Source organism: Microcystis wesenbergii NRERC-220, assembly GCF_032027425.1.
In the GTDB taxonomy this organism is placed as follows: domain Bacteria; phylum Cyanobacteriota; class Cyanobacteriia; order Cyanobacteriales; family Microcystaceae; genus Microcystis; species Microcystis wesenbergii_A.
On record NZ_JAVSJA010000001.1, the window covers coordinates 493346 to 505994 of the forward strand.

Below are 12649 nucleotides of genomic sequence, written 5' to 3' on the forward strand. Positions count from 1 at the left end.
GCCAAAAAAAAGCGAACTTCTCTGGGGAGAAATTCGCCTTAATTTCCAGAAATTCTGAATTTATTAATTAGGCACGAGCTTCGAGACGACCGTAGAAAATGCCGCGAATTTTCACTTCTTCAGCATCTTTTGCCCCTAAATCTGTATCAGAAGGCTGCTCACTTTCAAAAACACCAGCAAACTCGCCAGTAGAAGCGTCAACTTTAGTTACCTGTAAAGACATAGTACCTTTACCCAGTTCCGTCGCTTTGACGTTAGCACGCTGGAAATCTTGACTATCAGCACTAGCGGGTAAAGCGACAGCGTTATCATAACCCGTCACCACACCCCGACCTTTGGGATCTAAGAAACCAGCGCCACGATAGGAGGGAACTTTAAAGTCGCCTACAAAATCGGTGGAACTGTTGATAGAGCTAAATCCAGCTTCGGTTTTGCCAGTGAAACCTTTAATGGTAAAGAAGAGGGGAACTCTTTCACCTCCGGGTAATTGTACGGTAATGGGTTGGAAATCGATACCGTCTTCTTCCTTGAGGGTTAAAACACCGTCTTCGCCTACGGTTAAGGTCGCTGTCATCTGTTCTAAACTGGTGGTATCTCTGGTTAAGAGTTTACCTGGGATAAAGGTGGCTGCTTCCCGCTTATTAATGGGTTCACCCTTGACAAAATATTCTTGGGGTTCCAAGCATAAATCTGTCACCACATAACTTTCGCCGCTTTCTAAGGGGAGAGTACCCCGGGTAAACTCGGAAATCTGGGGACATTTGTTAGCTAATCCCGTGTTTAAAATTTCATCATAGGTTAGCTCGTTTCTATTCAGGACGGCACTAGGCGCGTCGCTACAAGCTGTCAACACCCCTAAGCACAAGGCTAAAAAGGCAACTAACAATGCACGAAATCTCATCTATGTCAACCTCTCTTTGTCAATCTTTACAATTACTACCCTTGATCCATAGCCTGATGAATTATCGAATCGGTCGGGCCAATTCATCGAAACTCAGTTTATCAAAGATCAGTGACCATTGAGAAGATGGGGGACAGGGAGAGGAGAGACAGAAGGCAATAGGCAATAGGCAATAGGCAATAGGCAATAGGCAGCTTTGTTCTCCCCACTCCCCACTTCCCCACACCCTACACCCTACACCCTACACCCCACACCCTACACCCTACACCCCACACCCTCTTTCAAGTCAGAAGGCTCTAAGAAACTCATAGCTGATGACTGATATGATTGGTGTGACTGTTTTCAAATAGGAACATGAATAGCCGATTGCCGCGAGATAACAGCCAATTAGATAGCCAACTAGATTCCCTTGTAACGACGGTGACAGCGATCGCCCAAGAACAGCAGGGAGATTGTAACGGTTTGTTAATGTTGCTGCGAACTTTAGAAAATTTACATCGGCAGATTCGCGAGCAGATGTTCGAGCCATCTTTACCCAATACCCGTCAGGACTTATACGGATTACTCCGGGATATCGAGGAAACTGGGGGATGGCCCTATATAGAACGGATGAAGTTACAAATGTTAATGGAAAAATTATTAGCCAGTGAAGTCGGCGCGCTCGATTCGGCGGCAAAAACCGATGATCGGGAAAAATGAGTTTCCAGAGGTTACGGAGCGGGTTACAGTATTGGGAAAATGGATATTTTAGGGGTAGTTCGTAAATCATGACCACCGTGAACCCGATTAAATTTGGAACCGATGGCTGGCGCGGGATTATCGCCGCCGATTTTACTTTCGAGCGAGTCGCTCTGCTCGCTCCCTTGGCGGCTCAGGTTTTAGCGGATAATTATGGTCAGATCACGGGTTCGCGGACGATTATCGTCGGCTATGATCGGCGGTTTATGGCGGAGGATTTTGCTCAAACTGCGGCGGAATCGCTGCAAAAAGCAGGTTTTGATGTGCTTCTCTCCCAATCCTACGCTCCCACTCCCGCTTTTAGTTGGGCAGCTCGCTCAGAAAATGCTCTCGGTGCGATCGTGTTAACCGCCAGTCATAACCCGGCTAAATATCTCGGTTTGAAGGTTAAAGGTTATTTTGGTGGTTCTGTCTCGCCAGAAATTACCCAACAAATTGAAGCTTTATTGTCTAATCCGCCGCAATTTAACGACAAGGCGGGTAAATTAAGCACTTTTGAACCGTGGTCAGGTTATTGTCAGGGTTTACGCCAAAAAGTTAATATTGCCGCTATTGCCGAGGCGATCAAATCGGGACAACTAAAAGTTTATTCCGATGTCATGCACGGTGCGGCGGCTACCGGTTTAGAGCGTCTTTTGGGGGTGGGGATCACGGAATTACGCGGCAATCGCGATCCTTTGTTCGGTGGCGGCTCTCCGGAACCTTTACCGAGAAATTTGAGGGAAATCATCGATAAACTGGCTCAGAGCGCAAATTTAGCTCCTTTGCGAGTAGGTTTGGTCTTCGATGGCGATAGCGATCGAGTGGCGGCGATCGATGGTCGGGGGAATTTTTTAAGCACCCAAAATCTCATCCCGATTTTAATCGAGCATTTAGCCGGCAAAAAGGGAATGAGAGGGGAAATTGTGAAAACGGTGAGCGGTTCCGATTTAATCCCCAAATTAGCCAGTTTATACGGTTTATCGGTCTTTGAAACTCCGATCGGTTATAAGTATATCGCCGATCGAATGTTGACCACTCCTGTGTTAATTGGTGGGGAAGAATCGGGAGGTGTCGGTTATGGTACTCACATTCCCGAACGGGATGCTTTATTATCAGCTTTATACGTTTTGGAAGCGGTGGTGGAATCGGGCCAAGATTTAAGCGATCTTTACGCGCAATTACAGGATAAAACTGGGTTTCATTCTCAGTATGATCGTATTGATTTACCCCTAGCTAATATGGAAGCTCGCACTCAGTTAATTACTGCTTTGGATAAGGAACCCTTAAGGGAAATTGCCGGTAAACAAGTGACTGATTGTAATCCTATGGACGGTTATAAGTTCCGTTTAGAAGATGGCAGTTGGTTGTTAATTCGCTTTAGTGGCACAGAACCGGTTTTGCGTCTCTACTGTGAATCTTCAACCCTCGATCGAGTTCAGGAAATTCTCGCCTGGGCAAAATCTTGGGCTACTTAATAGAAAACGGGTTTCTTCAAGAAACCCGTTTTCTGGACTGGTTAAGAGAAAGTTGCTCAAATTCCCAAAGAATGGGGAAATAATATATAGGAAGTAACAATAAAAGAGACTTTTGAGAATGAATTTACCTTAAAACTCCACAGAAATTATCCTCTTTTGAGCTGCCTTTTTCTTTTACTTGGGGATTTTACCTAAATCGGCAAAATAGAGTATAATTAAATCTATATTAACTATAGCAAAGAGCGGGATAGTTAGGACATATGGCATAGAACGAGTTAGTTAGGACAGATGCCTGAAGGCTTTACTCACAGCATCCACAAGGTTTTCACTATCATTGATAATCTGACTATGGCATAGAACGAGTTAGTTAGGACAGATGCCTGAAGGCTTTACTCACAGCATCCACAAGGTTTTCACTATCATTGATAATCTGACTAACATAGTTTTTCAATCTAGCCCAGAACTTTTCAATTTTGTTGAGGTCTGGAGAATAGGCGGGTAAAAATAGCACTTCACATCCCGCTTTAGCTAACAATTTTTTGATTCTCTCTTTGGGATGAAAACTGGCGTTATCAATGATGATAATTTGACCGGGTAGTAGTTCGGGTAATATGGCATAGAACGAGTTAGTTAGGACAGATACCTGAAGGCTTTACTCACAGCATCCACAAGGTTTTCACTATCATTGATAATCTGACTAACATAGTTTTTCAATCTAGCCCAGAACTTTTCAATTTTGTTGAGGTCTGGAGAATAGGCGGGTAAAAATAGCACTTCACATCCCGCTTTAGCTAACAATTTTTTGATTCTCTCTTTGGGATGAAAACTGGCGTTATTAATGATGATAATTTGACCGGGTAGTAGTTCGGGTAATATGGCATAGAACGAGTTAGTTAGGACAGATGCCTGAAGGCTTTACTCACAGCATCCACAAGGTTTTCACTATCATTGATAATCTGACTAACATAGTTTTTCAATCTAGCCCAGAACTTTTCAATTTTGTTGAGGTCTGGAGAATAGGCGGGTAAAAATAGCACTTCACATCCCGCTTTAGCTAACAATTTTTTGATTCTCTCTTTGGGATGAAAACTGGCGTTATCAATGATGATAATTTGACCGGGTAGTAGTTCGGGTAATAGCAATTGTTCTATCCACTCACACACCAACTCTGTATTACAGTACCCCTCAAACACCATTGGCGCGATCGTGGAACCACGCCACCAACCGCTGATCACACTAACTCGTTCGCTACAGTGACCTAACTTTAAAGCCTCAAATCTTTCTGATTTGTGACAATATCCATAAGGATAATCGATGGTGTTATCTATTCCAGCTTCATCAATATAGACAAATCTTTCCGGGGCATAACCTCTGATTTTTTGGAGAAACTCTTTTCGGGCTTCTTCATCTCTTTCTCTGTAGCCATAAGTTTTTTTTTACGGCTCTTCGGTAATTGTTATGCAAATAATTAACTTCAAATAAAATTCGATGATAGTGCCTACGCTCAAAAATAGCTGAAATTTATACAGGGAGAGATTTTAGACACAAACAGGTTAATACCAAAAGATAGACAATCGAGTTAAGATTTGATATAATAGCCAAAAACCAGAGTATTTTACTTATGATACTTGACAAATTTTTGAACCTAGAAGGAACCTCTATTCAAGGCTATCGACACCTAGAAAATGTCGGTATAGTTTGACCAGTCGAATCGAAAAAGAAAAAAGCAATCTGTCCTCGTTGTGGGTTAGAGAGCGATAAACTACACCAAAATCATCGATATTTAGTCAAAGATTTACCAATCTCAGGACAACCAGTGTACCTACAAGTTAATCGTCGTCAATTTAAGTGCGATAATTGTCGAAAACCCTTGAGCGAAGAGTTAGATTTTGTCGCCAGTAAACGAACCTATACGAAAAGACTAGCCGAAAATATACTCGAACAATTAAAATCAGGAGATATTTTAAATGTTAGTCGAATAAATGACGTAACGGAAGAAGAGATTCAAAGAAGGCTAGAGGACATTGCTGAAGAAATTACCGAGCCAGACCTATCGGAATTAAAAAGACTAGGAATTGATGAAATCGCTCTAGTCAAAGGACAAAAAAATTACTGTGCGGTTTTAGTAAATTTAGATACGGGAAAACTAATAGCTATTCTAGAGAAGCGAACACAAGAGGAGTTGAGAAAAACGCTTACAGGCTGGGGAAAAGAGGTGTTAGAGCCAATTGAAGAAGTGAGCATAGACCTTTGGTTGCCCTATAAAAATTTGGTGAAAGAATTGATGTCATCGGTTGAATTAGTCGCCGATAGATTCCATGTAATGAAACAAATTAATCAAGAGTTAGACGAACAGAGAAGAGCAGAAAAAAGAGCCGTAGAAGCGCAGAAAAATAAAAAACAGAAAGCGGAAAAAGAAGCGAAGCTAGAAGTTTTAAAGCGAAGTAAATATAGCCTATTAAAAAATGAAGAAGATTGAACGGAACCCCAAAAAATTAAACGAGAAGCTATCAAAGAAAATTGGCCAAATTTGAAAAAGATGCCGGAATTAAAGGAAGAATTCAGAAAGATTTATGAAACCTCAGAGAATCCGACAGAAGGACTGCTATCTATCTCGGAATGGTTGGCAAAATCCTCCATTGTTTTTACCAAGAGTTGTCAAACAATCCGAAACTGGTTTGGAGAAATCATTAGTTATTTCGAGCGAAGAACAACGAATGGATTAGTCGAGGGAATCAACAATAAACTTAAACTAATAAAACGGCGAGGCTATGGCTTTAGAAACTTTCGGAATTTTTGGGTTAGAAGTATGTTATCTTGGCATCTTGTCTGTTGATTTAGCATAAAGAGTAACGAAGAGCCTTTTTTTCTAGTAAATCCAATTCTTTTGAGCGCTTGACCAATTCTCATCCTACTGACTGGGTTAGCCCATTTTTGCGCCATTTTTTCTTGGGTCAAATGCCCATATTGTTCGGCCAACTTTTGAAAGGCTTCTAAATCGTCAATTTTGGGCTTCGGCCCTCGACGATAGTTAGTTTTAGCGGCCACCGTCCCAGTTTGTTTCTTCCGTTTCAGCCATAGGTCTAATGTATTACGACTAATATTGAGGGTGCGACAGACATGGCTTTTTTTCTCCCCTCGCTCTACGGCACTCACTGCTTTCTGTCTTAAATCATCACTATAGGGTGCTGCCATGAAAGCTTCTCCTCATTTCTTTTTCTCTATTATGTCCTAACTATCCCGCTCTTTGCTATATTATCGAAGACATCATGATAACTAAATCAGAACTCTATGAACAAGATTTTCAATTATGGCTGATAACAACAATAGGTCAGTTAGAACAAGGAGATTTTCAGGCATTAGATGTATCTCATTTGGTTGAGGAGTTAAAAGAATTGGGTAAATCAGATAAAAATGCCTTGGAAGAAAATTTAATGATTTTGCTGGCTCATTTACTGAAATTAAAAGTACAATCATCTGTCCCTGAAAGCATGAAATCTAGCTGGTATAGCTCCATTGTCGAACACAGGGAACGAGTTATCGCCTTACTAGAAAACACCCCTTCTTTGAAATCTCATGTAGCAATCGCCATCGATAAAACCTATCCTAAAGGTCGCAAAATTGCCATCAAGGAAAGTAAATTGGCTGACTTGGGAATTGCGATTCCTCCAGAGGAAGCATATCCCTTAGACTGCCCTTTTTCCTTAGAACAGATTCTTGATGAAGATTTCTATGGCTGATAATTCATATTTAATCCATCGGCTAAGACGCTTTCAAAATGCTTCTAAAAAGTCTTCAAATCTCAAAAACTGGGAAGCTATACAAGTCACATCTGTCTCCCGATACTAAGCGATTCGACTGACTTTAAATAGAGCTTACAAGCTTTTTTGCCCAACCCTAGTTAATCAGCCTTCAAAAATAAGTAAAAATTATAAACTTAAGATAATCAATTAAAATATTTAAATAATTTGGGCGATTAGTTAAATGTAACAAGGAAGTTACAAGATTTTGATTTTCCCAGAATTTGCCAAAATTTGGCTGTAAATCGGGGTTGCCTACATTTAATAATATGGTATGATCGTGGTATGCTGTGGGCTTAGTTTAACCTTTAAGCTTTAAATCAACGGAAAACCAAGACAATCAGGGGACTATATCGATTCTCTTGCCCAAAAAAAGCCGCCAGTGATGAAATTTTTTTTATGTTGCAATTTTTGAAGTTTTGTAAAGGCTATTGACTTAAAGCCAGAATTGTGTAACTCTCCCCGCTCCAAACTCTGGCACTCGCAGACAGTCAACAGCTAATCAAGTTGGGAACTAGGAGGAGAGGTCAACTCCTAGTCCCCTGTTTTTTGGGATATCAATTGCGATTAAGGTACTTCAGTCCAGCGCCTAAGCCTCCTAGTACCAGCAAACTCAGCACAGTTGAGGGTTCGGGAACAGGGGCAGGGGCAGGGGCAGGGGCAGAAAAGTTAGAAATCGTCACACTACCCCGTCCGAAGAAGTTATCCGCAGTGGCAATACGGAAACCGAAACTGTCGCCAGCTAGGACGTTAAACGTCGATGTCCCGCTCTGAGGGCTACCTCCAGAAGGATTGAGTGGGATAGTCCCTACCCCGTTGACGAGGACAACGAAAGGGTCACAGAAACTATTAGGAAGATTGCTACAGGTAAAATCCACCAAAACATCCGCAGTCGAATAGTTCCAATCAAATGTCACCGTCCCAGCCGCAGCCGCAGTGGTGGTGTAGTCTGTGGTTCCAGAAAAGCCAGAACCATTGTCCCCCCCAGTCAGGCTAATGGACGCGGGAGCGCCGCCGGTATTGACGAACCCGTCGGCATTACTATTGGTAAATGTCCAATTAATGGGATCGTAAGCGTCTTGGAAACCGAACACTGTTGCGGCACTAGCACCAGAAGCAGCGGCTAGGGTGAGGCTAACAGTAGTGACAGTCATTGCGGTCTATGACCGCAATGACTCGAATAATTTTGGCGATTTGGTGGCCATGGCCCTAAAAATAAATTAATGTACCCCTTAAAGTTAAGGTTGATCAAAATATTTTTCAAGAGGATTTTTTATGGAAATATTCAATCCTATTTATATAGATAAGTAAATGGTTGGTTCTCTTATTCTTTGTGTGATCAGTGTAACTTATATAGTAAGCTAAGACGCATTTAAAGCACTTATTCTTAAGATTAGCCGAATCTCCCCCAATCCCTTTACTGTTGCCTCTTGCCTCTTGCCTCTTGCCTCGTCTCAACAAGCAATTTAAATGCTTAACAGCTTAGCGATCGATCTTTGTGTCCTTTGTGTCTGGAGTGGTTCTTTCCACTCATTCGCCCGCAAATCTACTCGAATCTGGCGCTGCTGATTTTTTATCTCAGTTTGAAGATGGGCTGAAAACTGGAGCAATGTGGACATCGATCGAAAGACTAAGCTAAACTGGTAATGACTATGTATTAGGGCGGAGGTCAACGGACGCAACTATGGACAATTTGGAGGTAAAACAAAAACCGATCCGGTGTTTAGAAGATGCGATCGAAAGGTGTCAAACTTTAGGAATGCGGGTTAGTCGTCAGCGTCGCTATATTTTAGAATTGCTGTGGCAAGCGCAGGAACACCTATCAGCGCGAGAAATTTATGATCGTCTCAATCTGCAAGGAAAGAACATCGGTCATACTTCAGTGTACCAAAACCTAGAGGCTCTATCCGGTCAAGGCATTATCGAATCTGTGGAACGCTGGGACGGCAGACTCTACGGCAACATCAGCGATTCCCACAGTCACGTCAATTGTCTGGACAGTCAAGAAATCATCGATGTGCATATCCAACTTCCCCCGGAATTAATTAAACAGATTGAGGCATCGACGGGGGTAAAAATTACCGATTATCGCATCGATTTCTATGGCTATAAACAAAACAAATGAGCCAGATAACTGTATAATTAGCCCTGTGAATAGTATCCGTTGACAGGCTGCAACTCTTGTGATCGATCGCCCTCTCACCCTAATTATCATCGATAATGACCCGATTTTCCGCTTGGGTCTGGTGCAGGCCTTGTCGCAGATAGAAAATATTAGTATCGTCACCGAAGGGGATTTAGAAACAATTTTCGCTTTGACTCTGAATCCCTCCCCCGAAATTATTATTATCGATCCTCTCTTTGATTGGTCCTACTGTGAAATTCTCCACTCTCGCTATCCCGAAAGTAAAATTGTTTTATTAACCTTTCCTCTCGATTCCCGACAGCAACTAATCGCCAGAGAATTAGGCATCGCTGGTTATATTCCCAAAGGCACAAACCTAGAACAATTTATCACTATTTTAGGGCAAATTTCCCGGGATGAATCCCACGATGTTGCCCCTTCTCCTCTCACCATTGCTACCCGTGCAAGTTTAGCCCCTAGTCATTGGTTAATCACTGCCGGAAGAACGGGATTAAATCGCATCGAAAGTGAATTACATTTAATTGATCTCCATCTCAATCAACAGTCTTTATCCGGCTTTGATCGCTTTTATTGGCAGGGGAGAAAACGAGAACTTTTAGCAGCCCTATGGCTAGTCAGAAAACTAATTCCCCTGGAAGGTAGCTCTTACAATTCAGCTGCAGTGACACCCCCAGTAATAATTAACAATATCGATCGAGAATTACCAATTTTAAGCCGCGAGCGTCCCCTCTGTGTTTCGGCGGTTTTTGAGTCCACTTTAGCAGTCATTCGATCGCCTTTAATTAATAGAACCAAGATTAGTTTTGAAATTGATGTTTTACAGGATAATCGGCAACGGGAATTATTGTATTTAGTTCTCGATGAAATTCGTAAAAATGTCGATGAAATGAGATATTTACAGGTTACTAGCGGCGAATTAACCAGTCGCTTAAATCTGATTATTTACGATATCTGGGAGAAAGTTACGCGTAAATTTTTAGAAATTAATGCCTCGGTTTATGAGGAAATTAGTAAAGGCAGACTTAACGAAATTATTCTGGAAGAAAGAGAGGCAATTCAAACAGAAATCCTCAATAAAATTCCTTTTGCTCTTGACTTATTTTCCTATTTAGTGTACGAAAATAGTCTAACTATTGACGGAGTAGGATACCGGGCTAATGCTCCTGAAACCATCGCCAGAGCCGAAATTCTCCTGCAAAATCTCATTCATAATCTTGCCAATGCAGTGACAGTAATTATTCTCAATAACTTCTCGGAAGCCGAAAGAGTCAAACAAAAACTTTACCGTTCAGAATTTCTCATCGCCAGAAAATTAGCTAAAATCCGCAATGAATTATCTTGGAAATACCGACGGCAACAATACTGGCAAGAACCCAAAGATATCTTTGAAAGTCAATATCAATTATTTCACTATAGCGAGGGACAAATCAAATCTCTGGCCATTTATTCCCCCCGACAGGAAGAATTAAACAGTTTAACAGGCATACCCTGGTTAGTTTCGATCGCCTTAGAATTAAGAGACTCTTTATCCCCTCGTTTGCGCGCTTTTTTTCGGGTGGTGGGTAAGGGAGTAGTCTATATCCTTATCCAAGTTATCGGTAGGGGTATTGGGTTAGTAATTCGCGGGGTTTTACAGGGAGTCGGTAACACTTGGCAGGAAGTCAAAGGTAAAAAGGGATCATGAATTATAACTGATAACTGATAAGTAAGTAGTTATAATTAAATTGAAGATGGATTTTGCCTCTGATCCCCACTGCCCCTAGGGTTGATTCATAGTAGGGTTGATTCATGAATCAACCCTACCCTGCCCCTTGATAAGGGGGGTGTCTGACAACTTTTAACACCTATCTACTTAACTGAAGTGACCCTAACTTTTACAATTCCTTGTCAAAACTGTATTTATCGCGAATTTGTCCGACAAAAAACTGTCCTTTCGATGGTGCAGACTGAAAATCTTTATATACTGCCAAAGGTAGATCATGATAAAGATAGATACCACCGTGATTAAATTCCACTTTCAGAATTTTTTTTTCCTCATCGTAGTCAAAAGATTTAATCGCTGTACTTTGACTTTTTAATAAGGGGAAAGCAATCACATCGCGAATACTGGCAGAATCAGTTAATAACATGATCAGGCGATCGATGCCAATTCCTAAGCCTCCCGTGGGGGGCATTCCGTATTCTAAAGCGGTTAAAAAGTCCTCATCAACTCCCTGCGCTTCCAAATCTCCAGCCGCTTTTTTGAGTGCCTGTGCTTCTAATCTTTGCCGTTGATCGATGGGATCGGTTAACTCAGAAAAACTATTAGCTAATTCCCGTCCAACCACATATAATTCAAATCTTTCTACGAGGTCAGTTTTTGAGCGATGAGGTTTAGCTAAAGGCGAAATTTCCACGGGAAAATCTAGCACAAAAGTGGGCTGTATTAGGGTTTCTTCGACTTTTTGTTCAAAAGCTTCATTTAGGAGCTTACCGATGGTTTTACAGTCCTCTGGAACGCCAATGCCGGCATTTTCTGCGGCAATACGAGCCGACTCGAAATCCTCAAAACTATTCAAGTCAACCCCGGTTATTTCTTGGACTAATTCGTGCATGGTCACTCGTCGCCAAGGAGGAGTTAGGTCAATTTCCCTGTCTTGATAGGTGATTTTCAGCGTACCTAAAACATCTTGTGCGGCATTAACAATAATGTTTTCGGTTAACTCCATCATGTCATAATAATCGGCATAGGCCTGATAGATTTCGATGGAAGTAAACTCGGGGTTGTGTTTAGTAGAAACCCCTTCATTGCGAAAAATTCTGCCTAACTCGAAGACTTTTTCAAAACCACCCACTATTAATCTTTTTAGATGTAACTCGGTGGCAATGCGGAGATATAACTCCATCTCCAGCGTATTATGATAGGTGATAAACGGTCTAGCATCGGCTCCTCCCGCTTCACTTTGTAGCACGGGAGTTTCAATTTCAATAAAACCTTCTTGGTCTAAATATCTGCGAATGGCAGCGGTAATTTGGGCGCGACGGCGAAAAGTTTGTCGCACTTCGGGATTAACAATTAAATCCACATATCTTTGTCGATAACGTTTTTCTACATCGGTTAAACCGTGCCATTTATCCGGGAGAGGTAAGAGGGATTTGGTGAGAATTTCGTACTCGTTTACATAGATAGATAATTCCCCGCGTTCTGTGCGTTTAATTGTGCCTTTTGCTCCTAAAATATCCCCCGTATCGGTTAGTTTAATCACCGTGTTAAAGGCATTCGGCACAGCGGCCATGGTTTCACTAATGCGTTTTTTATCGAGGTATAATTGAATCGTTCCCGTTTCATCTTGCAGGTTAAAAAAGGCTAGTTTACCCATAATTCTTCGGGCAATAATCCGACCAGCAATTGCTACTTCAGCGCTAATTTCTTCCCCCGGTGCTAAGTCAGCGTACTGCTCTTGTAATTGTTGAGCGTGAGCAGTGGATTTCCACTGGTAAGCGTAGGGATTTAAGCCAGCTTTTTGCAATCCTGCCACTTTTTCTAAACGAGCGGCCCGGATTTCTTCGAGGGTAGAGGAGGGGTGATTTTCAGGATTTTGTGCTTGAGATGCCATCGTTTTCTAAG

General features: G+C 41.8%; 12 protein-coding genes and 1 pseudogene. 6 read left to right on the plus strand and 7 right to left on the minus strand.

Annotated elements, in window-relative coordinates; translation table 11 throughout:
* Window positions 1–67: 67 nt before the first annotated feature.
* Window positions 68–901 (minus strand): photosystem II manganese-stabilizing polypeptide, encoded by an 834-nt coding sequence (locus RAM70_RS02495; protein WP_288000037.1) that lies wholly within the window; start codon window positions 899–901, stop codon window positions 68–70.
* Window positions 902–1255: 354 nt separating this feature from the next.
* On the opposite strand from RAM70_RS02495, the gene RAM70_RS02500 reads away from it, so the two are divergent.
* Together RAM70_RS02500 and RAM70_RS02505 are read left to right on the plus strand one after the other, a co-directional pair.
* Complete coding sequence (locus tag RAM70_RS02500; RefSeq protein WP_312672156.1) at window positions 1256–1600, plus strand: hypothetical protein; 345 nt, start codon at window positions 1256–1258, stop codon at window positions 1598–1600.
* Window positions 1601–1668: 68 nt separating this feature from the next.
* Window positions 1669–3096 carry a phosphoglucomutase/phosphomannomutase family protein gene (locus tag RAM70_RS02505; RefSeq protein ID WP_190381496.1) on the plus strand — a complete coding sequence of 476 codons (1428 nt, stop codon included), beginning with the start codon at window positions 1669–1671 and terminating at the stop codon, window positions 3094–3096.
* 367 nt (window positions 3097–3463) lie between these two features.
* Here the strand turns inward: RAM70_RS02505 and RAM70_RS02510 are convergent, their stop codons facing one another.
* From RAM70_RS02510 to RAM70_RS02520, 3 genes are read right to left on the minus strand one after another with little or no spacing between them, the layout of a single operon-like run.
* Entirely contained in the window at window positions 3464–3709 is a 246-nt protein-coding gene (locus RAM70_RS02510; RefSeq protein WP_376750906.1) for a transposase, read from the minus strand.
* A 17-nt stretch (window positions 3710–3726) separates the two neighbouring features.
* Window positions 3727–3972 (minus strand): transposase, encoded by a 246-nt coding sequence (locus RAM70_RS02515; protein WP_312675775.1) that lies wholly within the window; start codon window positions 3970–3972, stop codon window positions 3727–3729.
* Window positions 3973–3989: 17 nt separating this feature from the next.
* The gene (locus RAM70_RS02520) at window positions 3990–4472 is read right to left on the minus strand and encodes an IS630 family transposase (RefSeq protein WP_235614858.1); all 483 of its coding nucleotides are present in this window, start codon (window positions 4470–4472) and stop codon (window positions 3990–3992) included.
* 245 nt (window positions 4473–4717) lie between these two features.
* Between RAM70_RS02520 and RAM70_RS02525 the strand changes: the two are divergent.
* Window positions 4718–5932: pseudogene (locus RAM70_RS02525) on the plus strand (ISL3 family transposase).
* Here the strand turns inward: RAM70_RS02525 and RAM70_RS02530 are convergent.
* The gene (locus tag RAM70_RS02530) at window positions 5866–6291 is read right to left on the minus strand and encodes an IS630 transposase-related protein (RefSeq protein WP_312672158.1); all 426 of its coding nucleotides are present in this window, start codon (window positions 6289–6291) and stop codon (window positions 5866–5868) included. The pseudogene RAM70_RS02525 and the gene RAM70_RS02530 sit on opposite strands and share 67 nt — an antisense overlap.
* Before the next feature lie 74 nt (window positions 6292–6365).
* On the opposite strand from RAM70_RS02530, the gene RAM70_RS02535 reads away from it, so the two are divergent.
* Window positions 6366–6836, plus strand: coding sequence for a DUF29 domain-containing protein (locus RAM70_RS02535; RefSeq protein ID WP_312672160.1), 471 nt, complete (start codon window positions 6366–6368; stop codon window positions 6834–6836).
* A gap of 617 nt (window positions 6837–7453) precedes the next feature.
* Here the strand turns inward: RAM70_RS02535 and RAM70_RS02540 are convergent.
* Window positions 7454–8050: a PEP-CTERM sorting domain-containing protein gene (locus tag RAM70_RS02540; protein WP_312672161.1), complete on the minus strand. Its 597-nt coding sequence runs from the start codon at window positions 8048–8050 to the stop codon at window positions 7454–7456.
* A 530-nt stretch (window positions 8051–8580) separates the two neighbouring features.
* Here RAM70_RS02540 and RAM70_RS02545 point away from each other — a divergent pair.
* Both RAM70_RS02545 and RAM70_RS02550 read left to right on the plus strand, forming a co-directional pair.
* Complete coding sequence (locus RAM70_RS02545; protein ID WP_004268517.1) at window positions 8581–9021, plus strand: Fur family transcriptional regulator; 441 nt, start codon at window positions 8581–8583, stop codon at window positions 9019–9021.
* A 58-nt stretch (window positions 9022–9079) separates the two neighbouring features.
* Window positions 9080–10726 carry a DUF3685 domain-containing protein gene (locus tag RAM70_RS02550; protein WP_190381535.1) on the plus strand — a complete coding sequence of 549 codons (1647 nt, stop codon included), beginning with the start codon at window positions 9080–9082 and terminating at the stop codon, window positions 10724–10726.
* 190 nt (window positions 10727–10916) lie between these two features.
* Here the strand turns inward: RAM70_RS02550 and lysS are convergent, their stop codons facing one another.
* Window positions 10917–12638 (minus strand): lysine--tRNA ligase, encoded by a 1722-nt coding sequence (gene lysS, locus RAM70_RS02555; RefSeq protein ID WP_190381536.1) that lies wholly within the window; start codon window positions 12636–12638, stop codon window positions 10917–10919.
* Between the last annotated feature and the right edge of the window lie 11 nt (window positions 12639–12649).